This is a genomic window from Meiothermus luteus, from assembly GCF_003574085.1.
Lineage (GTDB): Bacteria > Deinococcota > Deinococci > Deinococcales > Thermaceae > Meiothermus > Meiothermus luteus.
In genome coordinates, this window is record NZ_QWKZ01000036.1 from 1 (window position 1) to 24,691 (window position 24,691).

At 60.9% G+C, this 24,691-nt stretch carries 24 protein-coding genes, 4 tRNA genes and 1 pseudogene; 5 read left to right on the top strand and 24 right to left on the bottom strand.

Annotated features, from left to right (window positions below; translation table 11 throughout):
* The 5 genes and pseudogenes from Mlute_RS06890 to Mlute_RS06910 form a co-directional block, all read right to left on the bottom strand.
* A pseudogene (locus Mlute_RS06890) lies at positions 1 to 646 on the bottom strand (hypothetical protein); the annotation flags it as partial.
* A 9-nt stretch (positions 647 to 655) separates the two neighbouring features.
* Positions 656 to 1,084 carry a type II secretion system protein gene (locus Mlute_RS06895; RefSeq protein WP_119360000.1) on the bottom strand — a complete coding sequence of 143 codons (429 nt, stop codon included), beginning with the start codon at positions 1,082 to 1,084 and terminating at the stop codon, positions 656 to 658.
* Between the two features lie 12 nt (positions 1,085 to 1,096).
* Positions 1,097 to 1,423, bottom strand: coding sequence for a prepilin-type N-terminal cleavage/methylation domain-containing protein (locus Mlute_RS06900; protein WP_119360001.1), 327 nt, complete (start codon positions 1,421 to 1,423; stop codon positions 1,097 to 1,099).
* Positions 1,424 to 1,434: 11 nt separating this feature from the next.
* Positions 1,435 to 1,788, bottom strand: a complete 354-nt coding sequence (locus Mlute_RS06905; RefSeq protein WP_245958882.1) for a hypothetical protein — start codon at positions 1,786 to 1,788, stop codon at positions 1,435 to 1,437.
* Between the two features lie 100 nt (positions 1,789 to 1,888).
* Positions 1,889 to 2,284: a type II secretion system protein gene (locus Mlute_RS06910; protein WP_119360003.1), complete on the bottom strand. Its 396-nt coding sequence runs from the start codon at positions 2,282 to 2,284 to the stop codon at positions 1,889 to 1,891.
* Between the two features lie 213 nt (positions 2,285 to 2,497).
* Here Mlute_RS06910 and Mlute_RS06915 point away from each other — a divergent pair.
* A tRNA-Met gene (locus Mlute_RS06915) sits at positions 2,498 to 2,574 on the top strand.
* A gap of 1 nt (position 2,575) precedes the next feature.
* Positions 2,576 to 2,652, top strand: a tRNA-Met gene (locus tag Mlute_RS06920).
* 75 nt (positions 2,653 to 2,727) lie between these two features.
* On the opposite strand, the gene Mlute_RS06925 is transcribed toward Mlute_RS06920, so the two are convergent.
* From Mlute_RS06925 to Mlute_RS16025, 11 genes are all read right to left on the bottom strand, one after another.
* The gene (locus Mlute_RS06925) at positions 2,728 to 3,885 is read right to left on the bottom strand and encodes a tyrosine-type recombinase/integrase (protein ID WP_119360004.1); all 1,158 of its coding nucleotides are present in this window, start codon (positions 3,883 to 3,885) and stop codon (positions 2,728 to 2,730) included.
* Between the two features lie 299 nt (positions 3,886 to 4,184).
* Positions 4,185 to 4,601 carry a hypothetical protein gene (locus tag Mlute_RS06935; RefSeq protein WP_281270852.1) on the bottom strand — a complete coding sequence of 139 codons (417 nt, stop codon included), beginning with the start codon at positions 4,599 to 4,601 and terminating at the stop codon, positions 4,185 to 4,187.
* Positions 4,585 to 7,605 carry a type I restriction endonuclease subunit R gene (locus Mlute_RS06940; RefSeq protein ID WP_119360006.1) on the bottom strand — a complete coding sequence of 1,007 codons (3,021 nt, stop codon included), beginning with the start codon at positions 7,603 to 7,605 and terminating at the stop codon, positions 4,585 to 4,587. The genes Mlute_RS06935 and Mlute_RS06940 overlap by 17 nt, the downstream gene beginning before the upstream one ends.
* Positions 7,602 to 8,237 (bottom strand): DUF4276 family protein, encoded by a 636-nt coding sequence (locus Mlute_RS06945; protein ID WP_027888417.1) that lies wholly within the window; start codon positions 8,235 to 8,237, stop codon positions 7,602 to 7,604. Before Mlute_RS06945 ends, Mlute_RS06940 begins: the two co-directional genes overlap by 4 nt.
* Positions 8,234 to 9,499: an AAA family ATPase gene (locus tag Mlute_RS06950; RefSeq protein ID WP_043983451.1), complete on the bottom strand. Its 1,266-nt coding sequence runs from the start codon at positions 9,497 to 9,499 to the stop codon at positions 8,234 to 8,236. Before Mlute_RS06950 ends, Mlute_RS06945 begins: the two co-directional genes overlap by 4 nt.
* Positions 9,500 to 9,516: 17 nt before the next feature.
* Complete coding sequence (darG, locus tag Mlute_RS06955; protein ID WP_027888415.1) at positions 9,517 to 10,557, bottom strand: type II toxin-antitoxin system antitoxin DNA ADP-ribosyl glycohydrolase DarG; 1,041 nt, start codon at positions 10,555 to 10,557, stop codon at positions 9,517 to 9,519.
* A 14-nt stretch (positions 10,558 to 10,571) separates the two neighbouring features.
* On the bottom strand, positions 10,572 to 11,210 hold the full coding sequence (darT, locus tag Mlute_RS06960) for a type II toxin-antitoxin system toxin DNA ADP-ribosyl transferase DarT (protein ID WP_241768739.1): 639 nt from the start codon (positions 11,208 to 11,210) through the stop codon (positions 10,572 to 10,574).
* Between the two features lie 5 nt (positions 11,211 to 11,215).
* On the bottom strand, positions 11,216 to 12,622 hold the full coding sequence (locus Mlute_RS06965; RefSeq protein ID WP_081698409.1) for a restriction endonuclease subunit S: 1,407 nt from the start codon (positions 12,620 to 12,622) through the stop codon (positions 11,216 to 11,218).
* Positions 12,619 to 14,418 carry a GmrSD restriction endonuclease domain-containing protein gene (locus Mlute_RS06970; protein ID WP_027888412.1) on the bottom strand — a complete coding sequence of 600 codons (1,800 nt, stop codon included), beginning with the start codon at positions 14,416 to 14,418 and terminating at the stop codon, positions 12,619 to 12,621. The genes Mlute_RS06965 and Mlute_RS06970 overlap by 4 nt, the downstream gene beginning before the upstream one ends.
* Positions 14,418 to 16,442 carry a type I restriction-modification system subunit M gene (locus Mlute_RS06975; protein ID WP_119360007.1) on the bottom strand — a complete coding sequence of 675 codons (2,025 nt, stop codon included), beginning with the start codon at positions 16,440 to 16,442 and terminating at the stop codon, positions 14,418 to 14,420. The genes Mlute_RS06970 and Mlute_RS06975 overlap by 1 nt, the downstream gene beginning before the upstream one ends.
* Position 16,443: 1 nt before the next feature.
* Positions 16,444 to 16,854, bottom strand: coding sequence for a type I restriction-modification system subunit M N-terminal domain-containing protein (locus tag Mlute_RS16025; protein ID WP_245958884.1), 411 nt, complete (start codon positions 16,852 to 16,854; stop codon positions 16,444 to 16,446).
* A 327-nt stretch (positions 16,855 to 17,181) separates the two neighbouring features.
* On the opposite strand from Mlute_RS16025, the gene Mlute_RS06985 reads away from it, so the two are divergent.
* Positions 17,182 to 17,829: a hypothetical protein gene (locus Mlute_RS06985; RefSeq protein WP_119360008.1), complete on the top strand. Its 648-nt coding sequence runs from the start codon at positions 17,182 to 17,184 to the stop codon at positions 17,827 to 17,829.
* A 510-nt stretch (positions 17,830 to 18,339) separates the two neighbouring features.
* Here Mlute_RS06985 and Mlute_RS15450 read toward each other — a convergent pair.
* The 7 genes from Mlute_RS15450 to Mlute_RS07010 form a co-directional block, all read right to left on the bottom strand.
* A complete protein-coding gene (locus tag Mlute_RS15450) occupies positions 18,340 to 18,594 on the bottom strand; it encodes a hypothetical protein (RefSeq protein ID WP_147371041.1) in 255 nt (84 codons plus the stop codon).
* 274 nt (positions 18,595 to 18,868) lie between these two features.
* Positions 18,869 to 20,377 carry a DUF3987 domain-containing protein gene (locus Mlute_RS06990; protein WP_119360009.1) on the bottom strand — a complete coding sequence of 503 codons (1,509 nt, stop codon included), beginning with the start codon at positions 20,375 to 20,377 and terminating at the stop codon, positions 18,869 to 18,871.
* On the bottom strand, positions 20,374 to 21,255 hold the full coding sequence (locus Mlute_RS06995) for a toprim domain-containing protein (RefSeq protein WP_119360010.1): 882 nt from the start codon (positions 21,253 to 21,255) through the stop codon (positions 20,374 to 20,376). Before Mlute_RS06995 ends, Mlute_RS06990 begins: the two co-directional genes overlap by 4 nt.
* A gap of 9 nt (positions 21,256 to 21,264) precedes the next feature.
* Positions 21,265 to 21,474, bottom strand: a complete 210-nt coding sequence (locus Mlute_RS16605; protein WP_407942646.1) for a helix-turn-helix domain-containing protein — start codon at positions 21,472 to 21,474, stop codon at positions 21,265 to 21,267.
* An 82-nt stretch (positions 21,475 to 21,556) separates the two neighbouring features.
* Positions 21,557 to 22,159, bottom strand: coding sequence for a hypothetical protein (locus Mlute_RS15455; protein ID WP_147371042.1), 603 nt, complete (start codon positions 22,157 to 22,159; stop codon positions 21,557 to 21,559).
* Between the two features lie 347 nt (positions 22,160 to 22,506).
* Entirely contained in the window at positions 22,507 to 23,703 is a 1,197-nt protein-coding gene (locus Mlute_RS07005; RefSeq protein ID WP_119360012.1) for a tyrosine-type recombinase/integrase, read from the bottom strand.
* Between the two features lie 2 nt (positions 23,704 to 23,705).
* Entirely contained in the window at positions 23,706 to 23,930 is a 225-nt protein-coding gene (locus Mlute_RS07010; protein WP_119360013.1) for a hypothetical protein, read from the bottom strand.
* A gap of 255 nt (positions 23,931 to 24,185) precedes the next feature.
* Here Mlute_RS07010 and Mlute_RS07015 point away from each other — a divergent pair.
* Together Mlute_RS07015 and Mlute_RS07020 are read left to right on the top strand one after the other, a co-directional pair.
* Positions 24,186 to 24,263, top strand: a tRNA-Ile gene (locus Mlute_RS07015).
* Between the two features lie 5 nt (positions 24,264 to 24,268).
* Positions 24,269 to 24,345: transfer RNA gene (locus Mlute_RS07020), tRNA-Met, on the top strand.
* Between the two features lie 48 nt (positions 24,346 to 24,393).
* Here the strand turns inward: Mlute_RS07020 and Mlute_RS07025 are convergent.
* Positions 24,394 to 24,691: site-specific DNA-methyltransferase (locus Mlute_RS07025; protein ID WP_147371043.1), on the bottom strand; the 298-nt coding region annotated here is incomplete at its 5' end.

The following is a 24,691-nucleotide window of genomic DNA, read 5'->3' on the forward strand; positions in this document are numbered from 1 at the left end:
GTACGGGGGGTGGGGTGGGAAGGCCCACAAGCCAGGCCTCCTCCACCTCCCCCGCGTGGCCGAAGAGGGCGAGGGAGCGGGCCACCTCTTCGGAGAGGGCTTCGGTGCCGGCGTCCGCCTCCTGGGTGAGGTAGCGGAAGCCCTTGAGCACCCCCCTCTCAAAGAGGGCCACGGTGTGGGCCAGGTTTTCCAGGACCAGAAGGGTGCGTGCTTCGCTCCGTTTGAGGGCGTGGCGCCAGAGGAGGAGGGGCAAGGGTTCCAGGCGGCTCGGCCGCAGGCGGTTTAGGAGGAGGGCCCCCTTCTTGGGCATGGCGGTGTAGAGGACCCGCATCCTGCGCTCGTCCTCGGGGGCGGCGAGTAGGTAGTCGGCGAGAAGGGCTTCCCCGGCGAAGAGGGGGCTCCGTTCCGCCTCGGCCAGGACGGCTTCCTCCAGGGGGAAGCCCTCGAGGCTCGGGAAGGACTGAAGCCGTAAGAGGGCGTAATCTGGACCCAGGCCTACGTAAGCCCCTTGACCGGTCCTCTTGAGGGCTTGGGAGAGTCTTTCGTACCTTGGCCTGCCCTCCTCGTCAAAAAAGCCCTCTGTGGGGAGGGCTTCCAGCCGTTTTCCCTGTAGGTGCAAGAGCCGGTGGCGGGTTAGGAGCAACATGGGCCGCGCCTAGCTTCCGGTAAGCCCCACCCTACGGGTTGCCCGCAGGGTGGCCAGGTCGTTTCCTTTCCAGGTGAGCTCAAGGAGGAGTGTTCGCCCATCGCAGGTGAAGCTACCCCCATACCCAGAAAGCTGGGTGACTTCCTCCCCGTTGCGCTTTATCTTTCCGTCCTCTAGGCGATAGACCACCGGGCCTGAAGGAGGGGTTAGGCTGGCCTGAGGGCCTGCGCAAAGAAGGGTTGTGCTGGGGAGGGTATCCTCCAACAATTTAGCCCGCAACGCCAATAGATCGGTTTGCAACTGGGCCTCTTCCTGAGCTTTTAGGCTTCCTTCCGCCATCTGGGCGAAGAGCAGCGATGCCCCCAGGGCCAGAATGCCCAAGAAGGCCATCCCCACAGCCATTTCTACCAGGGTCATTCCTTTGCTCTTTTGCCGCATTCCCACTACCCCTTACCGGTGGGTTACCCAAGCGGTGACCAGATCGCTTCCCCGGTAGACCCGCACCTCATACTTTACCAAGCTTCCCTCGGCGAACACGCAAAGCTGGTAGGAAAGATCCCCCTTTAGAGGAGTACTGCCGCCGCAACCTGTGGGGGTTGGAGGGTTGGCCCGGAAGGATTCCAGGGCGTCTTGGGCTTTGACAAGAGCCTGCGTTGTGGCCTCCGTTTCCTGGGCAGCGGCGAGCGTTTTGGAGAAGGGCTCGAGCACGAACAGGGCCAGCAGGGAAAGGAGGAGAAGGGCTATGGCCACCTCCAAAAGGGTAAAACCCCTGCGCACAAGACCCTCCTCTAGGGTGCCTCTTCCCAGGCGGCGATTCTTCCGGCGAAAAACGTGGCCGCGACCCTCCACCGCACCTGGAGGCCCTGGTTTAGAGGGCTTCCCGCAGTTTCTCCCTCGCCCACATAGCGGATGCCCCCGGGAACTATTTGGAACAGGGAGTAGCGGTACCGGCCCAGCGGACGGCCCATCACTTCAACCGAGTGCCACACCCCAGGGAAAAGGCCGCTCTCCTTGGCTGCGCGGAAAACGGCGCTTTCTGCAAGGTAACGGGCCTGCATCCGGGCCACCTCATAGCGGTGCTGTTCGGCGTTCAAAGCCTGGAGCAGGCTGATGGGAAGGGCCAGGCTGGCTAAGACCAGCAAGGCCGCCAGTATATACAGGAGGGCACTGCCCTTGTCCCGCATGGCAGAAAGCCCACACGCCCAGCGCCTCGGATAGGGCTTTGGGCGCGTGGAAGAGGGCTCAGTTGAGGTTGATCCTTACGCAGCGAATCTGGGTGCTGGCGTTGGCCACCGCGGTCGCGCAGGCGTCGTCGGAGTAAAGGAACCCGATGCGTTCCCCGGTGTCCACGGCGTTGTTGTTGTTGTAATCCATGTAGTACGCACCCCCCGTGCCCAGCTTGAGCTGGGCAGGGGCATCCATGTAGGCCAGAAGCTGGGTCCAGGTGGGAGAGGTACCGCTATTCTTGACCAGGTAGATGGCGTAGGCTGAGCGGACGCTGGCGGCGGTGGACTCGCGCTGGGCCCGGCGGGCCTCGGTGCTCATATCCACGAACCTCGGTACTGCAATAGCCGCTAGGATGCCGATGATGACGATGACGATGGCCAGCTCTACCAGGGTGAAGCCTTTGGGTTTCATCAAAACCTCCTTAGCGAACTCCCGTCGGCGCCAACGTGACGGTGGGCTCGAGCTAGAGCAAATCTTAGGACGCTCCCTTGGGGGGGCCTGTGACTTATGAACATAACCCCCACGTTACTTTCAAGGAAGCGGTGCCCCACCGTCTAGAGATTGGCCTTGACGGGGCGCTTGGTCCCGCCTAAGATTGGGTTTGCGGGCGTTGGTCCGCGTCGGCGCAGGGTGGAGCAGTCTGGTAGCTCGTCGGGCTCATAACCCGAAGGTCACAGGTTCAAATCCTGTCCCTGCAACCATGGCTATGTAGCTCAGATGGTTAGAGCACACGACTCATAATCGTGGTGTCGGCGGTTCAAGTCCGCCCATAGCCACCAGTCCAGGACGAGAAAAACCGGAGTCGCTCAGACTCCGGTTTTCTCTTTGACCCTACACTTTGACCCAAATAAACTTCACGCTTTGGCGCGGGGGCCTAACAGGTCTTCGGGGTCAATGACCCACCCCTTGCGTTCGTGCTCGAGCACATGCCGGTACACCCCCAGGGTGATGTTGGGGTTGGCGTGACCCATCCGCTCAGCCACAAGCTCCAGCGGCGCACCGTTGGCTAGCATGTGTGAGCCGTAGCTATGGCGCAGGTCATGCACCCGCAAGGGTGGGATGCCCAGCCGCTCGGTGATGCGCTTCAAGGCCCAGTTAGGCGCGTGGGGATTGAGCGGCTTGCTCGGGTCGTTGCCAGGCAGCAGCCAGCTATCCGGCTCGGGGGCTCCCAGCCGCTCGGTGTACCAGATGCGGTAGGTCTTCAGCCGCTCCAGGGTGGCGTGAGGAATCGGCACGGTGCGGGTGGAGGTGAGGGTTTTGGGTAGGGTCAACACCCCGCGCTTGCCGTCATCCGTCCAGGCCCTTGTGACGGTAAGGGTTCCGGCCTCAAGGTCGAGGTCACCCCACTGCAACCCCAGGGCCTCACCCCTACGCAACCCACAGGCCAGCATCAGCCGCAGGGCGATGGCGGTACGGGGGTCTTTGTGCTGGTCGAGGGCAGATAGCAGGGCGGCTATCTCGTGGGGCTCGAGGGCTCGCCCTACCTTGGCCTTGCTCTGACCCCTGGGGGCCTTGATGCGCACCGGGTCAACCGGGTTGCGGTAGACGAGCTCCATATCCAGGGCATCCCGGAATACCTGCCACAGGCGTTGCCGTACCATCTTCACGGTGCGGGTGGAGTAGCGCTCGCTCAGGGCATCCAGCACCTCCCGGATGTGGGCGGGCTTCACCTCCTGCAAGGGCCTCGAGCCCAGGGGGTCACGGGCCTCGGGGTCTTGGAGCGAGGGCAGGGCATAGCTCAGTTCGAGCCGGTAGAGTTCAGCAGTGCGGGGGCGCACCTCTTTGGCCTTGCGCTCCAGCCACAGCCGGGCATACCCTGCCGTGGTGCTCCGGTCACGGGTGAACTGGCCCCGCTCGGCCTTGGTCTTCAGGTCGCGGGCCTTACGTTCGGCTTCAGCGGCAGACTGCCCGTAGACACTTACTTGCACCGGTACGCCGTTCTCGCGTATGGTCAGGCGCACCTCGAAGCGTCCATCCTTGCGCCTACGGGGTTTGTTCGTCAGTCGTGGCATCCTCCACCTCCAACAGTCCCAGAACCCGTAAGCCAGCCGCTACTACCTCGCCACGGCGGCGGGTGTCGAGGGACAGAAAAGCCCTAGCCACAGCGGGGGCGCTCCTGAAGCGTCCCTGACTCGTGACCTCTCCCGGCTCCAGGGGAGTCAGGCCCCCCAGCGCTCGCAGCCGAACTTCAAGTGGGGGTACTCTGCCTCTTGGCATAGAGTCAGTTTAACACGTGCTCGCATGTAAAACTGTATCTATCCAAATGAATTCAGGACCATCGGACTTCGGCAGAAGCGTAGGCCACTGCCCTCTATCGGCCAGGATTTTCCATCACCCCCACCGGGTCCTGGGCGATGAGGTGCAGGAGCTTCTCCGCCCCGACCACCGCCTCGAGCTGGGCCCACTTGCTCTTGAACCGCTCCTTGCGCTCGACCTCCTCACCCTCGGTGGCCTCCTCGAAATCCGGATCGATCCGGGGCCGCTCGGATTCGTCGAGCGCGAGCTTGGCCAGCCGGCTTTCGTAGTAGATCGGCACCGTGGCGCCATCCACCACCGCGCGCTGGATGTCGTAGATGCTGATGTAGTCGCCGAAGACTGCGCGGGTGTTGGCGTCGGCCTTTTCGATCGGCGTGCCGGTGAAGCCGATGAAGGAGGTGTTCGGCAGCGCATCCCGCATGTGGCGGGCGAAGCCGTCGATGAAGTCGTACTGACTACCTTGCGCTGCCAGGTTCGCTGTAGGTCAGTGCGAATACCATATCGGTCAGCCAGCGCCGGAACGACTCGTTGTCGCTAAACTGCTTGAACAGCTCGGTGTCATCCTTGAGCAGCGCGGTCATCACGCGTAAAAGCGCCTTGTCGTGCTCGACACGGGCGTTCTGCTTGTCGGAGTACTTACGAGCGTTCTGGTACGCGCTGTCGGCTGCTACACGGGCAGGTATCTCCTCGGTGATCAGCTTGCGCACCCGATCAGCATCGGTCCAGGGAATGTTACCAAACTGATCATTAAAAACCTTGATGATGTTGGAAAGCAATTCCAGCTCCGGTTCCGGCTTGTGTCCGCCGCCTGCCATGGGCACCGGTTCGATCTCAGCATCTGTATCGGAAAGTGCGATCCTCATGGTTGCTCGCTTTTCTACTCGATAGCTATCCATATCAATGGCCTCGAGGATGCCCTTCGAGAGGTCCTCCTCTTGAGGCGCTGGAAGCTTAGGCACGAGGAAGTTAAGGAAGATCGACAGCTTTTCCCATTGGGCGTTGGCGTAAGGCAGGATTGCAGAGAGGAAGCTATAGGTTCGCAGGAATGCCTTGGCTTTGCCCTTGAAGTCCACCTGATCGTCCTCGTCGAGATGCTCCATGTAGGTGGCGACGCAGGCGTCGAGGATCGGGTCGAGACGGTCGCGGTCGGCACCGTCCAGGTACAATCGCACCAGCTCATCCACCTGCTCGGGCGCGTACACCTGGTAACCGTCAAGGTCGGCCTTAAGGTCGTGTAGCTTGTTCGGGTCGGTCTCGTCGGCGAGGATGGTCGTCTTGTAGTAGGGCTCGAAGGCCAACCGGATTGTTTCCGGGTCGTTGACGAAATCGAGGACGAAGGCGTCGTGCTTCTGGGGGTGAGCGCGGTTGAGGCGCGAAAGGGTCTGCACTGCTTTAACTCCAGAGAGCACCTTGTCCACATACATCGTGTGTAACAGCGGCTCGTCGTAGCCAGTCTGGAACTTGTCAGCACAGATCAAAAAGCGATACGGATCCTCCTGGATCTTGTCAGTGATCTGATTCGAGGGAAAGCCGTTCAAACTCGCTTCGGTGACTTTGACGCCGCCATACTCGTGCTCACCCGAGAACGCCACAATCGCCCGGTAAGGGCTCTTACGTTCGGCCAGGTATGCCTGAAAGGCATGGAAGTACTGAATGGCGCGCTCGATGCTGCCGGTGATCACCATGGCCCGCGCCTGGCCGCCGATCTTGCCCTTGGCGATCACCTGCTCGTGGAAGTGATCCACCATGATCTCGGCCTTGAGCCGGATGGCGTGCTCGTGGCCCTCCACGAAGCGGCGCAGTTTTTTCTGTGCCTTTTTGACGTCGAACTCCGGGTCATCCTCGATGGTCTTAACCAGCTTGTAGTAGCTCTTCACCGGCGTATAGTTGGCCAGCACATCCAGGATGAACCCTTCCTGGATGGCCTGTTTCATGGTGTAAGTGTGGAACGGGCGATGCTTTACTGTACCGTCGGGCTGTGGGTCGGGCTCGCCGAATATCTCCAGGGTCTTGTTCTTGGGGGTGGCGGTGAAGGCGAAGTAGCTGGCATTCGGCAAGAGCTTGCGCGCCTCCATCAGCCGGTTGATCTGATCTTCGAAGGTCTCGTCATCTTCTTCCCTACCTGCCTCCGACAAGGCCATGCTCATCTTGGCCGCGGTGCGACCGCCCTGGCTCGAGTGCGCCTCATCGATGATGATGGCGAAACGGCGCCCGCGGTGCTCGTTGCCGATCTCATCGAGGATAAACGGGAACTTTTGCAGCGTTGTGATAATGATTTTCTTGCCACTCTGGATGAAGCGCCGGAGGTCGCCGGCACGCTCGGCGTGCCCCACCGTAGCGTTCACCTGGGCAAATTGCTTGATCGTGTCACGGATTTGCTGATCCAACACGCGCCGGTCGGTCACCACGATGATGGAATCGAAGACAGGCCTGCCATCCTTCGCCAGGCCGATCAGCTGGTGGGCCAGCCAGGCGATGGAGTTGGACTTGCCACTGCCGGCGGAGTGCTGGATCAAATAGCGTCGGCCTGCACCGTTTGCCGCCGCGTCCGCCAAAAGTTTTCGCACCACATCAAGCTGGTGGTAGCGCGGGAAGATCTGCCGGCGCCGTTTCCTGCCGGTCTTGGGGTCTTTTTCCTCGATGAGTTGCGCGTAGTGCTCGAGGATATTGGTCAAGCTCTCGCGGGTGAGTACCTCCCGCCACAGGTAGTCGGTCTTGAGCCCCTGCGGATTGGGTGGGTTGCCCGCGCCGTCGTTCCACCCCTTGTTGAAAGGCAAAAACCACGATGCCTTGCCCTGAAGGTGGGTGCAGAACCACACCTCGTTGTCGTCCACAGCGAAGTGCGCCACGCAGCGGCCCAGTTCAAAGAGCTTCTCACGCGGGTTGCGATCGCGCCTGTACTGCTCGATGGCGTCGTGCACCGTCTGTTTGGTCAGACGGTTTTTAAGCTCGAAGGTGAAGACCGGCAGGCCGTTGATAAAGAGCGCCAAGTCCAGTGCCCGCTGTGTCTCGTCGCGGCTATAGCGCAGCTGGCGCGTGACACTAAAGCGGTTCTGCTCAAACAGTACCCGCGCTTTCTCGTTTTCAGGAGAAGGGGTGCCGTAGAAAAGCTCGATGCGGTACGGCCCGTGCTGAATCCCGTTGCGCAACACGTCCACTACCCCGCGCTTGCTCACCTCACCCTGAAGCCGCGCCAGAAACTTGCGCCGCGTGGGGCCGTCGTTATCCAGATCGAGCGCTTCAGCCACCTTAGGCTGCGTCGAGCGCAGAAATGCCGCAAGCTGAACCAGATCAACGCAATATTCCCGGTCGTAGTCGGCCGGATCACCCGGCAGCCAGCCCAAGCCGCCGTAGGCTGCTGGCGGCTCAGCAATCACTGCCGGGGAGCCGGCAGGCCGGGGCGCACAGTCGGTGCCGGTGAGCGCCCGACAGATCAGCGTCTCGAGCCCGGCTTCGCTGATGTCGGTGGGTTTCATGGTTTGTCGTCACAATGTCCGGCTGATCCGACAGCCTTAAGGAGTGCATCGCGAAAACATTGAAAGCTTGGCGATCGGCAGCGATTCGGATCGAGGTTCTGACCAATGGTTCGCGCAACCTCGATCTTTGCAAGCCCACCTTTGAAGTAGCCGTACCGCTGAAGGAGCCATTCAAACGCCTCCCAGGTTCCCCCAGCTATCGCATCCGAGTTGCGATATCTTTGGGGTAGGATCGCTGGGAGCTTTGGGTAGGCAGCACACACGGTATCCCACGCAGCGAAATACCAGGCTTCCAATTCCTCGATGACAATCCGGTTCACCAGTTGCCAGCATGAGGGCGAACGAGTGCGTGAACGCAACCCTACCTTGGCAGCAATATCTTCCATACGCTGCTTGAGTCGCCGGCAATCGTCATCATCCCGATCCACGACAACCACGATTCGCCAGTCCTGAGGCAACCATGCTGCGTATCCGCGGAGTCGCGCCTCCAGCTTGGTGAGCAAGTCCTCCTTGCCCTGAAATGGATGAATGGCAAAGGTCCGGTCTTGGGGCAGCAATCGGGGGAGTAAGCCCTGCAGGAAGGCCTCCATGGACGGCTCTTCCACGAGAATTTCGTAATGCAAGGTCATCATGGCCTGCCTCCCTGCACTGGAATCGACGGCATTCCTTCGTTGACGAGCGGGTCGCCAACGCCCAGGTACCCTTCCATCCAGAGATGTCCCAACAGGGCTCCGTGCTGGACAAAATCTGCCACGCCTTCGATGTCCGCAACCCGTTTGTTTCGCGTGTACCCCTGCTCATCCCGCCACAACACCCACACCTCCTCAGGACGGAGGGCATTGAGAAAGAAGGGCGAATGCGTGGTAACAAGGAGTTGCGTCCGTTCGCTAGCTTTCCGGCATTCCTCCGCAAGTTCGGGCAAGAGGCGCGGGTGCAGGAAATTTTCCGGCTCCTCAATACCGATGAAGGGTGGCGGCGTAGGATCGTACAGAAGCACCAGGTAGGCGAGCATTTTCAGCGTCCCATCCGAAGCGAAGCGGGCGAGCACCGGGTGCGAAAACGGCGCGTCCTTAATCTGGAGCAGCAACCGGCCATCCGGCATCGTCTCAGAAAGCACCTTCTCGATGCGAGGGACACGCCGACGCAACGCCTCGAAGATTTCTTCCAGCCGATCCGGATGTTGCTCTGACAAGTATTGGATCACGTTAGCCAGGTTGTCGCCGGTGCGCGACAGCCGTTCCTGAGGGCCAGCTTCGGGTTGCCCCCGTGCGCTGTCCGCCGAAAGATAGGAAACATACCAACCGGTGATGAAGTCACGCAACGCGGCCACACGCGGATGTTCCTCGAACTGCCCCAAGGCATTGACCGCCAGCAAATCAGCACTCTTTAGGGGAATGTCAACGCGCTGATCTTTCTCGTCAGGCAATTCGCCACTGACCGCTCGGCCTTTGCCCTCGCGGTAATCCAGAAATCGGAACGGTTTGCCGCGCGGGCCGCGTCGCCACTGTAACCACTCTTCCACGACAACGGGGCTGCCGCCCTTCTCATCTACGCTCAGGTGATAGGTAATCAGCGGGTAACCAGGTTCCCGATACTTGATCTCGAGGGTGATCGGACCTTCGGCATCGCGTGACCGGAGTTCTTTTGCGCGCCCGCGTTTGTCCCACGCCCGGCGCAGCCCCATCTCGAAGCACTCCGCCAGAAAAGCAAACACGTCGAACACTGTGGATTTCCCGCTGCCATTGGGTCCAAGCAAGACGGTGAGCGGTGAGAGATTGTTGAACTCCACGTCCCGCAGGACTCGAAAGTTCTGTACTTTCAGGTACTCAACACGAGGGGGCAAGGCAGGCTTGTTTACCGGCTTTCTCCCCCTATCTTTTTCGTGATGATTCATTGCCTCACCTCAGCGTATCACCCGTCAATCCATCCCTGTTCGTGCAACCGCTGAGCAGCAAGTTCGATCTGAGCCGGGGTGAACTGCCTCTTGCGCTGGTTCCAGACCTGTACCTGTTTCACAACGTCCTTCAGCTCGCGGGCACCTTCCTTCACGATCACCCAATGCACCGTAGTGAGCAGTTCCAGCCCCAGTGGTGTCTCAAACCCTTCAACCAACTGAACAACCCGCTCAAGGCGTTCCTGCGTGGCCGGATGGGACATCAGGAAGCTTTCGGCATCGCGCACCGCGCCGGGAACCAGGCGCAACGGTTTGTTTGGAGAGTCCCTCCCGTCGGCGTAGCCCGCGATCAGGTGACCCTCTATCGTCCGCAGCACGTGGCGCAAATTCTCCGCATAGGGTCCATAGGGGGCCTTCACGTAGCGCAAGCGCAGCGGCTCGCCCGCTGCCTGTAGGAGGTACATCAGCTTGTGCACCTCGAGCAAGGTGATGGTCGGATCGAGGAGCGCGGCGAGATACCGGTTCATCAGGCCCACCAGTGCGGCGCGGCCCGCTGTCATCTTGGGAACAGGGGTGGATCGGTTGGCGCGGCCGTCGCCCAGCGAATCCCATGGCTCAAAGATAGTCACCTCCACCTCCGGCAAGTCCGCCAAGGCGTTCTCGATGCGCGGTCGCACCTCAGCCCAGTTGAGCCCGCCCAGCCCGCTGCCCAGAGGCGGGATGGCGATGGAGCGGATGCGGCGGGAACGAATCTCCTCTACCAGAGCGGCCAGCCCAGCCTCGATGTCCTCAATGCGGCTTTTACCCCGCCAGTGCCGCTTGGTGGGAAAGTTGATGATGTACCGAGGCGTGGTGAGGCGGCCTGTGTCGAACACAAACATGCGGCCGGGCTGAACCTCGCCACGGCGGCAGGCGGCAGCATAGGCCTTGTAATTGTCTGGGAACGCCTCCTTGAACCGCAGCGCGATGCCGCGGCCCATCACGCCCACGCAGTTGACGGTGTTGACGATGGCCTCGGCCTCAGCCCCGAGAATATCGCCCCGCACGTAGCGGATCATAAAGCCTCCCCCTCTCAATAGTACCAACTCGGGATGACTTCAAGAAGCGGCCTGTGCTGTGCGGACGCCAACGCCTGTGACGCACGGTAGTATATCTTCTGCGAACGCACCCCGACACGCCGCACCAGCCACCATGGAAAAAACTCGTGCACCAGGAACTCGGCCTGCTTGCTATCCTTGACCACCGGGTCGCGAAAGTCTGTTGCTGCGACCGCCTCCCAGTTGATTTCATCGAGATGATCCAGCCGGTTGCGAAATTCCGTGTAGGCCGCCCCAGCATTGGAGAGGCTGAAGGCCCAGCGTCGGCCCTGCGAGTCAGCCCAGCTTACAACCTCTCGCAGATCGGCCTCGAGATGCACGATTGGCTCCTGCCCCTCTCGATATGTGAGTTCTGGTTGGTTGCCGCAGTGGATCACGTACAGCATGATCGAACGCGGACAAAAATAGAACGGCACATAGTCGCCGACGTAATCGCCCGGGTGACACTTTACCGGCAGCCTTAGTCTGCGCTGCTTGATGTGGTTAAAACCGATGGATGCCGCTGGCCCGCCTTGCCCCATCATTTTCGCATCGGACCACAAGCCACCCGCTTGGATAATGGATGGCAGGTTGTCCACATGGGTGATGTGGTAAATCCGTGGCTGAGCGGGCACCAGGTTCAAGCCTCCACCTCCTCTTCAACCGCACCGAGACCCAAATTCTCTTCATCCTCACCACCACCGGCCAACGTCTCCGCCTCGTCCAGGGCAGCAAGCTCTGCCCCCTCCTCGAGCGGCTCCTCCGGCAACCGTGCCGCTATCTCGCGCACATCCACCTTGCCGGTGACCACATCAGCGATGAGGCGCTCGCGGTATTCGCGCAGCAGTTCAATTTCGCGGCGGGCGGCAGCGATGACAGCGTCGATCTTGGCGGTTTGGGCGTCGAGGTATTCGACGATAGCACACCTTTCTTTAGGCGGGGGCAATAAACACGGTAAATGGGTCACGATATTCGTATTAAGAATCGGAATTGTCGCAGTTGAAGCGTTTTCGCGGAGCCATGATTCACTAAACCGCAGTTGTCTCAGAAGAAATACACACGTCTTCCAATCATAAGGAAGTTCAAAAGCTGTAATTTGTTGATTTGTCGTCCCATCTTGTTCCATCAGGGTCATTCGTCCTGCAGTTGCGCCAATAACGATAACTAACAATGCAGGACCATGGATTAGTCTAGCCACACCGTCTTCAATGGCAGCATTTGAAACGAAACGAATAGGAGCAGAAACTATCTCGCCCGAGTCAAAACTCGAAGGGCTATACCACGGAATAGTTCCTCCCATGTAATAAAAGTTCTTGGTTGTTGGAGGGGTCGCTCCGTTCCGGTAGCACTTCGCAAGCCACTTCAAGGGCAAAATCTCCCAATGCGCCGGCACCTCGCACAGCCACTCCACACCGGAGGGCTTGTAGGCCGGATAGGGTTGGCCGGTGCGGATGTCGATCTTGCCGGTAACGGCCTGGTGGATAAGGGCCTGCTTGTACTCCTCCAGCAGCTTAATCTGCCGCTGCCGCGCCCTGATCACCCGCAGAATCCGCCGCTCCGCCCAGTCCAGAAACCGCACGATGGCGGTTTGTTCGGGGAGAGGCGGAACTGCGGCAATCCTCTTGTATGCATCTTCTCGGTCAAGGCCCGGTACAGCAGAGTCCTTTGATAACTCATCAAGCCGTAGCCACTCAAGTAAATAGTAAAGCCAGTGAATCTCTTCCGTCGTGAAACGTGAATCTACAAAGAAGGTAGTGTCAATTGCGAACACAGGCTCACAAGACAGATTGACTTTACCGAACGATCCCTTTCTGCCAATTACAATGCAGGGTGCCTTCGTGTTGGCTATGGAGTGAGTCCCCACACGTCCGTTGGAACCATAGACAGGCACCGGCCCATCTTGTCGTACGTTCGTAGCGAGTGCGTCTCCGTACGCAAGTCGACAAATCCTCTTCAAACGCCGAACTTCCCAGTGTGCCGGCACCTTTCCCAGCCACTCCACGCCGGAGTCTTTGTAAGCGGGATAGGGTTTAAGTCCTTCGATCATCCGAGCACCTCGAACCAGCGTTTGATGCGCAGGGCCATGAGCCGTCGCCGCTCAGCCAGGAATGTTTCGTAGTCCGGCACCTGGCCATCCATGAGGCTTATCGGCAGGCAGTTCTCCTCGAAGTTTTGCCGCAGGGTATCCGGGTCGGTGATGCCGCCGTAGCGCTTGGGGCCGCCGTTCACCTGTTCGGCAATCTCCTTAAAGTAGACCTGCGGCGGCTTGTCGCCGATGGCGATGTTGATTTCGCTTTGTGCCATAACGAAGTTGGCGATCTGGTTGTAGCGGCCTCGGTTCAGCCCCTGCTGTTGTAGGTACCGGCGCGGGAAAATGTGATGCTTGTCGCCACGGTTGAGCAGGAGATCCCGGACGGTGATGTCCCTAGAGAGGAAACCCCTGTCGCCAAGGCGCGCCTGGGCGGCCAGATAGGCGATGAAGTACGGACTTTGCAACGAAGATGTATCCATGTGCTGGGGCAGCACCCCTGTCCAGAAACTCTCGGGCAACTCGCTTTCGATGACCGCTGCGACGTACTGCTTAATGCCTCGGCTTGCCATTTGGCGTATGTCCTGATCAAAGGCGGACTCGGGACTACCGGTATAACGTCCGGTGAGGATGGACATCACGTACCAGCGCCGCACCAGCCGCTCCAGCTCGTCAGCGGGCAGGCCCTCGGCCCGTCCCCGCAGGTAGAGGATGTAGGCAAAATTGACCGCATTCCGGCTCGTGATTAAGTCAGAAGTCACAAAGCCCGCCGAGCGCAGGATCATGGTCAAGCGCTCGAAGTGGGTCTTGTTCATGAAGGCCTCGATACCGGCCTTCAATTTCGCAAAGGATTCCTCGGCGATGGATTCCTCGTACTCGCGGGTTTCGAAATTGCGTCCCGAGAGTAGTGCCACCAAATCCTGCAGCTTACCTCTGCCAAACTGAAAGGTAAAGGCCACGCGCAGCACATCGGTGTATGTGGGGTCGTAGAGGTCGTCGTTGACATCCTTAAGCCACTTCATCTTCGGCCAGAATTCGCTGGCAACGAAGAGGGGATCATTCTTTTCGATCTTCGATGCGAACTCCGGAGCGACCGCGAGGTGGCAGAAATAGTCAATTGCTTTGCGTAGTAGATTGCCGCCGTACTTTTCGTTAACCGCGATCTTGGACATGGCGAAGTCTGCCTGGGAGAGTTCGACGCCGGCAGAGTTCACACGAATGAAGATCTCGGTTACGGTCTCGATGTCGAGATCCTCTGCAAGTTCGATCAAGCCGATATGGTTATTGACAATTTTCTTTAGACGTTCGAGTACTCGGCCAACTTGCTTTCGGTCGGCCTCGGGATTACGCGTAATATAATCATCGACAAAATCACCAAGGTAAGCATCGGGTACGAATAGGCGGCTGATGTCGGCAATCCATGCCCTATCCTTTGCGATAGCGGGGTTGTGAACCTCAAAGCGCTCCTCGACAGGGTGGAAGGCGATGCGGATACGCACCGTCTCATAGTCTTTCGCCAGCACTTCATGACCAAGCACGGCCGCCATCAGCGCTGTTACTCGCTGCTGACCATCGATGAGGATGCGCTTTCCCGCTGAGGTGGTACCGTCCTTGAGTTTGACGTTGGGATTGCGCCAGGCAATTAGGTAGCCCACCGGGTAACCCTGGTAGAGCGAATCAATGAAATTACGCACCTTGGTCGAGTCCCACACGAAAGGACGCTGAATCTCCGGGATGGCGATCTCGCCTGATTTCACCCAGGCCAACAAGGTTTCAATAGGGTGCGGGGTGACAGAATACCGCTGCGTCGCCATTAGCCGCGCCCTCCCAAAATCTCCGCCAACAACCCCTCGGCCTCCCTCTCCACCGCCAAAAGATCGGCGCGGATTTCCTCTAGCGGCCGCAGGGCCTTGGGCTTGTAGAAATAGCGGTTGAAGTTGATCTCGTAGCCCACCTTGATGCTTTCTGGATCGTACCAGGCATCTGGCGCGTAGGGTAGCACTTCGCGGTGCAAGAAGGCCTCGATGGCTGTGCGCTCGTCCTCTTTGCTCGGCAGGTAGCCGGGCGCATGGCAGGCGGCGCACTCGAGGAAGGGGATCTGCTCGGTGTCCCGCAGTTCTGTGTCCGGCTCGTACTCCACCACGCGCGTCTTGCCCTGAATGGTGGCCTCGAACAGGCCGCGCAGCGGATCGGGGGCGGTGCCGGGTTGGTGAATCTTCTTGATGACTGGTGGCGCATCGTCGGCACGCTCGGCCTTTTCCAGAAGCGACTTGATCTCCTTGGGGGTGTAGGTGCGCTCGGGATCGATGCCCTTCAGGCGCAGGGGGCGCTCGACCGTCACCTTCCAGTAGCCGAACGCGGCATTGGGGAAGATCTTGGACTGCTCGGTCTCCTCGAATTTGATGAAGGTATCGACAATGCGGCGGATATCTTCTTCGGAAAGTTCACAGTTTTTCTTGCCCAGGTTCTTGCGCAGGGGCTTATACCACTGCGTGGCATCGATGAGTTGCACGCGGCCTTTGCGGTGCTCGGGCTTGCGGTTCGTGAGCACCCAGATGTAGGTGGCAATACCGGTGTTGTAGAACATGTTGAGCGGCAGGGCCACGATGGCCTCGAGCCAGTCGTTCTCGATGATCCAGCGGCGGATGTTGCTCTCCCCCTGGCCGGCATCCCCCGTAAACAGCGACGAGCCGTTGTGCACCTCGGCGATGCGGCTGCCGAGTGGGGTGTCGTGCTTCATCTTGGAGAGCATATTCGCCAAAAACAACATCTGCCCGTCGCTGGAGCGGGTGATCAGCGACAGCTCCTCGCCCCGGTGCTGCACAACAAAGCGCGGATCCTTGATGCCAGACCTACCGCCCATGCGCTCCAGGTCGCTTCTCCAGCTCTTCCCGTAGGGCGGATTGGAGAGCATGAAGTCGAAGGTGCGGCCGGGGAAAGCGTCGTTGGAGAGGGTGGAATGTTCGGGGCCGCCCACGATGTTGTCGGCGGCCTCGCCCTCGCCCTTGAGCAGCAGGTCGGCCTTGCAGATGGCGTAGGTTTCGGCGTTGATCTCCTGCCCGAAAAGATGCACCGAGACCTGTTTGCCCCGCTCTTTGGCCAGATGCAGGAGGGTTTCCTCGGCCACCGTGAGCATCCCGCCGGTGCCACAGGCGCCGTCGTAGAGCAGGTAGGTGCCGTCGGTGATCCGGTCGGCAATCGGCTCGAAGATCAGGCGGGCCATGAGCCGGACGGCATCGCGCGGGGTCCAGTGCTCGCCAGCTTCTTCGTTGTTTTCCTCGTTAAAACGGCGCACCAGCTCCTCGAAGATGGTGCCCATGGCATGGTTGTCGAGGCCCGGCAGCCGGACGGTACCGTCGTCGTTGAGCACTGGATCAGGACTCAGGTTGATGGACGGGTCGAGGAACTTCTCGATGAGCGCGCCCAGGGCGTCGGCTCTGGCCAGACGCGAAATCTGGTTGCGGAACTCGAAGTTGTCGATGATCTCCTGCACGTTGGGCGAGAAGCCATCGAGGTAGGCACGGAAATCCGCCTCCAGCTGTTGCCGGCTCGAGCGTGCCTTGAGGTCGCGCAGGGTGAAAGGCGAGGTGTTGTAAAACGCTTGTCCGGCAGCCTGACGCAAAGCAGCGTCCTGGTGCACGATGCCCGCTTTGTCGAGCGAAGCTTTCATCTCGAGCACAGCCTGCTTGGTGGGCTCCAGCACCGCATCAAGCCTGCGGATCACGGTCATGGGGAGAATGACATCTCGGTACTTGCCGCGTACGTACAGGTCGCGGAGGACATCATCGGCGATGCCCCAGATGAAATTGGTGATCCAGGTGAGTTGACCGTTTTCCATGTCAATCTTTCCTCCAGAAGGGACGGTACATTACGAACGCCAGCGGCACGCCGTACTTCCAGCGCTTGCCCTCCCGAAGGTGCTTCCCGCAGGCCTCAAGCGGCAGCCAGAAGATGTTATCCGCCCGGTACTCGCCTGCCTGCCGCGCCCCTCCTGCCTGTCCGCGGGACGCAGGCAGGTCGGGGTCCTTGGGGTCCGCGCCCTGAGCACGTTCGGCCTCGAGGCGGGCGTGGTGCTCCTCGAAGGCGTCGGAGATGTACTTCAAGAAGATGAGGCCGAGCACCACGTGCTTGTACTCGGCGGCGTCCATGCTGCCGCGCAGGGCGTCGGCCATCTGCCAAAGCTGGGCTTCATAACCTACCGTGGCAGAACTGGCCTGGGCGGTTTCTACGGGGTTCTTTCGCTTCGCCAAGAAATACCTCCTGGATCGGGGTGCGGGAAGGATATAAAGACTCAGGCTTCAGCTGCACGCGCGGGTGCATCCGCCCATCTCGTGAACGGTCTGAACCCCCAGGTCTCGAGGGGGGAACAGTGGGAGGTTCCGACGGAAAGTGACGAACGCACAGTACAGTACAAACCTCTTTTGTCGTTTCCCAAACACACCTAAAGCACTTTTTACTTTGTTCATACAGTTCACGAACGTCATATACACTTCTTTTTATCTCTTTCCCCTCGAGCTTAAAGCGCTCTCTTTCCACCTCTGTTGCACTGAGATGCTCACCCTCCTATGATTACTATTATGAACGGAATGAACACCGCCTCGCTAGCTCCTCTGCTAGGTCTCGGGGAGCGGGCGACCTATAAGGTCATCCACATGTACGAGCAGGTCTATGGTCGCCTGCCCCGCCATAACCGCGTCATCCGGGTTCCCGCCGAGGCCGCCGACCGCATCCGCGAGGCGCGGGATCTGGTGGCCTCGGGCCGCGCGGCTTCCTACAAGGACGCCTTCCACTTGCTCAAAGGGGGTGCGGTGCTCACCCCCGACGACCGCGAGCGGATCTACAAGTCCTTAGAGCGGCTTTTGGAGCAGGCCGAGGCCCTCGACCCCCTCCTGGCCCTGGTGGGCTACCTGAGGGAGGAGGTGGACATCCTGCGCTCGGAAATCGATCAGATTCGCCTCGTCCTCTACGGGGCGCAGATGGATCAGATCGCCCGGCAGGATGCCGACATTCGCAAGCACCTGCGTCCGCCCCGGCTCCTCCAGGCCACCCTGGCCGCCCGCGATCTACAGTCCCAGGGAGGGGTGTCTACCCCGGAGCCTGTGGAAACATCCGAGGAAACACCCGAGGAGACACCCGGAGACACCCCCAAGCGCTCGGTCTGGGATCTGAAGTGGGAGCGCTGGAGAAAAAGGATGGAGGAAGAGGAGAAGGAAAAGAACAAGTGACGGTTTGGAAACCGTGGACGGTGTACACCGTAGACAGTGGACAGTGGAAACTGTGAACCGGAAACCGTGGACAGTGGAAACTGTGGACTGTGGACACAGAACCGGAAACCGTGGACGGTGAACGGGGGGAGAGGAAACCGTGAACTGTGTACACCGTGGACAGAGGAAACAGGAAACAGTGGACAGTAGACACCCAACCCCAAGGCCCCGTAGAACGAACCCACACCCCGCCAGCCCTGGCGGGGTTATTGGTATTACCGTGGACTGTGGAAATCCCGTCCAGGACAGAATAAACAGGGGGGTGTTTACGAAGGGTGAACACTGGAAACAGTAGACCGTGGACGGTGGACGGAAACCGTGGACGGTGGACGGTGGAAACAACAGGAGACAGTAGACGCTGAACAGAGGAAACAGGAAACAGTAGACCGTGGACGGAAACAGGAAACACGGAAACCGGGACTGAGGAAACAGGAGACAGGAGGTTCCTCGGAGACATGTCTCTGGTAGGTCTCATTGCAGGAGCCGTGCGGCCTCCTCGAGGGAAGCCAACACCCGCACCTTCCCTTCCGGGTCGGTTACAGACACCGTGCCGCTGAAGGGGGGCAAAAACTTTATCAAATACCACCTGCCGGCAACCTTGAAGCGGTACAGGTTCCCGAACCCCCCCTCGTCCACCACGGCCACCCTTGAGCCTCGGGGGGGCAACTCCGGTACCCGTTGCCAGTGGACAGGGCACCCCGAGGGGTCGGGGTCACGGGTTGGCATCTCTTTACCTAGAAAATGCACTGACGCACTGACACTTGAGGGGTTTTCCTCGTCCTGTACGGCGTTAGTGACCGTCAGTGTATGCACTGACGGCACACTGACACTCACTGACGCAGGGGGGGTGGTGTCAGTGACCGTCAGTGCGGTGTCAGTGTGCACACTGACGCTCGTTTGCCCCGTCCTGGACGTGTTTTCTGCCCCTAGCGTCAGTGTGTCAGTGTTTTTGGAGAGTAGAGCGTGCACAAGCTCGAGGGCTTGATGGGGGTCGGTGAGGTTAGGCATGGCTACCCTCCCACAATCGGGGGTTGGGAATCCAGGCTTTACCGTCCCGGCGTAGCCACCCCCTAGCTTCTAGTTCGCCCAAAGCCCGCTCAACCGCGCCAGGGTCGGTTAGTCCCTTCCAGTTGCCCCGCAGGATGTCCCGGACGGTGAAGCGCTCGTAGGTGAAAGCGCTCCTGGTCTGGGTGCGCTCGAGGATGCGCTTAGCGAGGGCGTGAGCCCCTTGAATCTCCGGGCGGATGGCCTCCCACCAGGTGTACAGGGCGTGGTCGCGGTACAGGTTAGCTAGGGCGATAGCGCGGGCGGTGCTTAGCGGGCGGATGTGGTGGCGCGAATCCTCCACTGCCTCGCGTCCTGAGTCCCCCCACCGTCCGGCAAGCTCAAGCAACATAGACAGCTTTGCCACCAGCCCCCCTTGCTTCTCGAGCAGCGAGCGCTTGAGGGTTGGGGTGCTTGCTTGACGGGACTCCCTGGCGGTCTGCTCTTGCCATTGCAGGTACAGCTCTTGGGCCTCGGGGGCAAAGGTCATCACCGGGCGGGTGATGCCAGGGCGTAGTTCTACCTGGGGGTAGCTCAAGCCGTGGGTGGTAATCTGCCACAGGTTGTACAGCAAAGCGCTGTAATCCGCTTGTAGCGTGTTTGGTGACTTTACTACCCGGCGGTATTCGCCTAACTCGCTCACCGCGAGCAGTTGGAAGCGGTGCAGCAACCCGTCATTGTTCCAGCCTTTGGCGGCCTCGAGGATGTAGCGGCGCAGGGGGCCAGGTTGCGTCCCGCCAATCAAAGATAGGGTGCACATGGGCAGGTAGTGACTGCCTCGCTTGATGCGCTTCACCGTGTGGGGGCTAAGCCCGTTCCAGAGCTTGAGATAAAACTGCCGCTCCCCGCTTTTCTCCGGCCGCTCCCAGGATGCCACCAACCCGAGTAGCTCATCCTGGAAGGTGACCAGTCCCGAGGGGTTGTGCTCGAGCAGGTCGGCGAGTTTCTCCGGCGTGATGTCGTGGCAAAGCAGGGCCCGCTCAGCCGGGGGGTGCAGGTCGTCCTCGGTCACCGGGTCACCCTTCTTGCGGGTTCTGCGGTCTATCTCCCACTCGTCCAGCGCTCGTTGATTCTCCCGGTGCAGTTCAGCCTCAATCGCGTGCAAGGGGGCAAAGGCCCGCTCCATTACCGGGGACTTTTTGCTTCCCGGCTCTCCCACCAAAAGCCCCCACAGGTTGCCGGCCTCGAGCCAATCAGGGTCAGCCTCGGGGTCGGGGGCTACCAACACGCGGTTGCCTACCACCCCAGCCAGGGCGACAAGCGCAGCGGTAGCGGTAAACTCCACCGGTGCGTTCATTCGCTCGGCGGTATCCACTGCCCAGGGCCCCAGCGGTTGAGGGAGCAGCTTCAACGCATCGAAGCTCGGAAGGGTGGGAACCTCCAGCCCGTCCAGCGCTTCCGGTTCGGGCCAGACTTCCTCAAGCCCCACCTCGGGGGCATTGCTCAGCAGGTCACGGGCGGTCATGCCACACCCCCCAGCATGTCCAGCCAATCTGCCCCGGCCTGCGGTGGAGTAGCCAGCCGCACCCTTCGGCCTTCCGAGAGCAACCTACGGGCCAGGGCGTTAGCGGCCTCGAGCCCGGCCCTATCGTGGTCGGCGGCTACCACCACCTCGCGGGCCTCGAGGGGTAGCTCCACAGCCGCCAGCCCACCAGCGCTCACACAGGCCCACGTAGCCCAGCCGGTGGCCTCCCTGACGGCAAGGGCGGTTTCGATGCCTTCGGCCAGGGCCAGGGGTTTACTGGCCTCGAAGGGGAAGAGTCGGATGCTCCCACCCAAGGGGTGTGAACCCCTCGCTAAGCGCTTGCTCGCCCGTCCCGAGCCATCGGGCAGCAGTACGGTTAGGTGCATACCGCAAAGCTCACCCCTGGCATCCAGGACGCGGGCGAGCATCACCGGTTGCTCTCCCCATAAGGCCAGCCGCAAGCTAGGGGGTGGGGTGATGCTCAGCCCTCGAGCACGTAGGTAGGTCTTGAGCAGGGGGTGATTGGGCGTTGCGGATGCCCACCAACGCTCCCACTTCTCGCGGGCCTCAGTGGGGGCTGTAGGCCGCTCAGGGGCTACCGGGCGGTAGCAGTGGGCCTCCCAGGGCTTGTTCTCCCTCGAGTACAAATCCCGCCAGGTGAGCCCGACAGCCGAGAGTACCGCGTCAGGCGTGCAACCACCGAAGCAGTAAAGCAGCAACCTATCGCCCTTGAGGGCAACCGAGAGGGCCTTGTTTTTGCCCGAACCGTGAGCCGGGCAGGTAGCCAGCCACCTACCCTGTCCGGCGGAGTGGACGATAGCCAGCCGCGTGAGCAGCACCTCGGGTTCGGGGGTGCTATAATTAGTGAAGCGGCGCATAGCACACCCCTAACGCTCCCCGCCCTGCCCGGCGGGGGTCTGTACATCTTTACCCTCGAGCCACGCGTGCAGAGCCGCAGCGGGGATGAGCCAACGGTTGCCGAGTTTGCGAGCTGGAATCGCGCCTTGCCGAATGTATCGGTCGACGGTGTTGAGGTGGATACCAAGAAGCTCTGCCACCTCCCGGCGGGAGTAAGCGAGTTTTTTGTTGTCCTGCACGAGCAAACCTCCGTTTGTACGGAGGCCGGAATAACCGGCCTAGCCTGTAGCCATCACGGGATAAAACCCGTCGCCTACAGCGTTAGACCGAGGGTGCGTTAGGTTGGATTGTTGGGATTAGTACTAGCGGTTCGGGTGGGGGTGGGTGTTCATCGTGGGTGACGTACCATGCGGATAGCGACATTATATTAATCCGTGTACCAAGCAAAATAACAATAAACGCCGCCACCGGCTGGCCCAATTTTCCCAGCCAGATCGATGCTAATTGCATCATGTAGGTATGAAATGCCTCTGCATGTAAATGCAATATACAATGCCTAGTGTGTTGGATATCGTCATAGTCTATCAGATATTCGCACTCCGCCTCTACAAAGCCCGAACCGGTATACTCCCTGACGAATAATCGGAGTATATCGCCCCGAACCAAAAATTCATGGCGGCGTAATAGACTCCAAAAAAGTGCTGACCACGGACTGTGGAACACGGTCTTTTTGGGCGAGGGAAAGCACGAATGGACCAGCATTTGTAGAGCCATGGGCGAGAATCGCACCCGGCGTATCCCCGGCTCTGCCGCCACCACGGTTTTAATTTTGTGCTGAGACTGCAAAACTCTTGCGACAGCGAGCTGGTGGGCGCGGCGCGTGTTTTGCAACTGGCGCCAGCTGCGAACCAGCATCTTATCCATCACCCAACACTATACCACATATTGTTATACCATCAAGCGTGCCCTACAACATTTAGTACCCCCAGGCAACCACTTTGACCCCAAATCTGACCCAAAAAAAGTCACACGACCCCAAAAAATGACCCTAAACCGGAGGTGTTCCAATGTGTGTGAAAGTGTAAGGAACCGCTTTTAGAACAATGTTTTTGTGGGTCAGGGTGTGGCATTGTTTTAGCCTGGAGCCACCTCATAATCGTGGTGTCGTGGGTTCGAGTCCCACCGCCGCCACCAGCAAGGGAAGGCAAAGCTTCACCCCCCGGTAGCGTGGCCGGGGGGTGTTGCCGTTAGCGAATGGTTAGCTTATCCCTTCAGGCCTCCCCTCGAGGCCCCGCCACGTCCTCAGGGTCCAGGACCCACCCCCGGCGCTCCTCCTCCAGGAGGTGCCGGTAGACGGCCAGGGTGATGTTGGGGTTGGCGTGGCCCATGCGCTCGGAAACGAGCTCCACCGGGGCCCCGTTGGCCAGGAGGAAGGAGCCGTAGGTGTGCCGGAGGTCGTGGAGCCGGAAGTGGGGGAGGCCCAGGGCCTTCCGGATGCGCTCCAGGGCCTTGTTCAGGCTGTGGGGGTGGATGGGCCTGCTTCCATCCGCCTCGAGGCTCGGAAAAACCCACCTGTCCTGAAGCTCCTCGGGGGAGAAGCCCTGCCTAAGCCACAACTCCCGGTAAGCCTTCACCCGCTGGAGGGTCTGGTGAGGGATGGGCACGGCGCGCCCGCCCTTGGCGGTCTTGGGGGCGGTCAGGAGGAGCTCCTTGCCGTTTTCCGTCCAGGCCCGGCGTACGGTGAGGATACCCGCCTCGAGGTCCAGGTCCTCCCACTTCAGGCCCAAGACCTCCCCCCGCCGGAGGCCGCAGGCCAGGCAGAGGCGGAGGGCCAGGGCGGTGCGGGGGTCCTTGTGATGGTCCAGGGCCTTGAGGAAGGCGCTCACCTCGTGGGGTTCCAAGGCCCTCGCCGCCTTCCCCTGTCCCTCTCCCTTGGGCGCCCGCACCTTCACCGGGTCCACGGGGTTGCGGGCGATGACCTCGAGGGCCAAAGCTTCTTCAAAGACCTGGTGGAGCCTCTGCCTTACCGCCCGCACCGTGCGGAGGCTGTACCGCCCCTTCAGCCCTTCCAGCACCCCCCGGATGTGGGAGGGCTGGACCGCTTGGAGGCGCAAGGAGCCGAAGGGGTCCGGGGTCTTGGGGTCCTTGAGGGAAGGGATGGCATGCCCAAGGTCCTGGAGGTAGAGGGCTAAGGTGCGGGGGCGGACCTCCTGGGCCTTGCCCTCAAGCCACCTCGAGGCCCACTCCCGCACGGTGATGGCCTCCGGCGAGCCCAAGAGGCCCTTGTGGAGCCGCGCCGCCTGCTCCACCCGCCAAGCCTCCGCTTCCTTGCGGGTGGGGAAGACGCGGGTGAGCTTTCGGGGAAGGCCCGTAGCGGGGTCGTGGCCCACGGTGAGCTGGGCTACCCACCGCCCCCGCCTCCGGTCGTAGAAGACCGTGCCCGTGCCCTTCCCGCCCCGCCGCTTCACGCCTACTCCTCCGGGGGGTCAAACCAGTAGTGCGTGGCCTTGAGCCCGGCCAGCATGGCCTCCCCCCGCTCCTTGGGGGTGAGCTCCTCGAGGACCCGGAACATGTGCTCGGGCCCCCGTAGCCGTACCATCCGGCTTTCCTCCTCGGGGCCTAGGGCCTCCACCCCCAAGAGCTTGAGCCGCACCCGCAGGGGAAGCCGCACCCGCTGGAGATGAGCGCCGCGCATGAGTCCATTATCGCGCCTCACGCCAAGCCTTCGCTTCCCGTCGGCTCCCCGTCGGCTTCCTTCGTTTTCCTTCACCCCAGCGCCGCCTTCCCCTCGCCTTCCTCCGCCTTTCGTCGGCTTCCTCCGCCTTCCATTGACCGGAAGGGGGAGGGCCCGCTACCCTAGGGCTATGGTCTGCAAGCGAATACCCCTCGAGGCCTGAGGCGCTTTGGGGCGCTTCAGGGAGGGGTTGGGCACGGTCCGCAAGGGGGCCTTGGGGGCGTAGCTCAGGCAGGTGAGAGCGGCGGTCTTATAAACCGCAGGTCGCGGGTTCAAGTCCCGCCGCCCCTACCAGGCGAGGGGGCGTTCCCGGAAGGCACAGGGGGCCGGATTCATAACCCGGCTGATGGGGGTTCAAATCCCCTCGCCCCCACCAAAGGCAGGGCCTAGCCCTGGGGCTAGGCCCTACTCCTTTTCGCCCAGCTCACCCCTCAATGGGGGCCTCGAGGAGGGGGGCCTGAAGAAGGGCGTTTTGCAGGCGCTTTTGGGCCACCTCGTACCAGGAGGCTTCCCGCTCCACCCCGATGAAGCCCCGCCCCAGCTGCAAGGCCGCTTCCCCGGTGGAGCCCGAGCCCATGAAGGGGTCCAAGACCACCTCGCCGGGCCTCGAGGCCAGCTCCACCAGCCAGCCCATGACCCGCACGGGCTTCTGGTGGGGGTGGCCCGCGGCCTCCCTGTCCCTCCCGGGGCGGGGGGAGGAGGCCAGGAGGTAGTCCTTGCCC

What these genes read in the sequence shown, in the direction of transcription:
- Mlute_RS06895 (WP_119360000.1), bottom strand. Translation starts at nt 1,084, where the DNA reads ATGCGGCAAAAGAGCAAAGGAATGACCCTGGTAGAAATGGCTGTGGGG.
- Mlute_RS06910 (WP_119360003.1), bottom strand. Translation starts at nt 2,284, where the DNA reads ATGAAACCCAAAGGCTTCACCCTGGTAGAGCTGGCCATCGTCATCGTC.
- Mlute_RS06925 (WP_119360004.1), bottom strand. Translation starts at nt 3,885, where the DNA reads ATGCCACGACTGACGAACAAACCCCGTAGGCGCAAGGATGGACGCTTC.
- Mlute_RS06940 (WP_119360006.1), bottom strand. Translation starts at nt 7,605, where the DNA reads ATGAAACCCACCGACATCAGCGAAGCCGGGCTCGAGACGCTGATCTGT.
- Mlute_RS06945 (WP_027888417.1), bottom strand. Translation starts at nt 8,237, where the DNA reads ATGATGACCTTGCATTACGAAATTCTCGTGGAAGAGCCGTCCATGGAG.
- Mlute_RS06950 (WP_043983451.1), bottom strand. Translation starts at nt 9,499, where the DNA reads ATGAATCATCACGAAAAAGATAGGGGGAGAAAGCCGGTAAACAAGCCT.
- darG (WP_027888415.1), bottom strand. Translation starts at nt 10,557, where the DNA reads ATGATCCGCTACGTGCGGGGCGATATTCTCGGGGCTGAGGCCGAGGCC.
- Mlute_RS06965 (WP_081698409.1), bottom strand. Translation starts at nt 12,622, where the DNA reads ATGATCGAAGGACTTAAACCCTATCCCGCTTACAAAGACTCCGGCGTG.
- Mlute_RS06970 (WP_027888412.1), bottom strand. Translation starts at nt 14,418, where the DNA reads ATGGCGACGCAGCGGTATTCTGTCACCCCGCACCCTATTGAAACCTTG.
- Mlute_RS06975 (WP_119360007.1), bottom strand. Translation starts at nt 16,442, where the DNA reads ATGGAAAACGGTCAACTCACCTGGATCACCAATTTCATCTGGGGCATC.
- Mlute_RS06985 (WP_119360008.1), top strand. Translation starts at nt 17,182, where the DNA reads ATGAACGGAATGAACACCGCCTCGCTAGCTCCTCTGCTAGGTCTCGGG.
- Mlute_RS15450 (WP_147371041.1), bottom strand. Translation starts at nt 18,594, where the DNA reads ATGCCAACCCGTGACCCCGACCCCTCGGGGTGCCCTGTCCACTGGCAA.
- Mlute_RS06990 (WP_119360009.1), bottom strand. Translation starts at nt 20,377, where the DNA reads ATGACCGCCCGTGACCTGCTGAGCAATGCCCCCGAGGTGGGGCTTGAG.
- Mlute_RS06995 (WP_119360010.1), bottom strand. Translation starts at nt 21,255, where the DNA reads ATGCGCCGCTTCACTAATTATAGCACCCCCGAACCCGAGGTGCTGCTC.
- Mlute_RS15455 (WP_147371042.1), bottom strand. Translation starts at nt 22,159, where the DNA reads ATGGATAAGATGCTGGTTCGCAGCTGGCGCCAGTTGCAAAACACGCGC.
- Mlute_RS07010 (WP_119360013.1), bottom strand. Translation starts at nt 23,930, where the DNA reads ATGCGCGGCGCTCATCTCCAGCGGGTGCGGCTTCCCCTGCGGGTGCGG.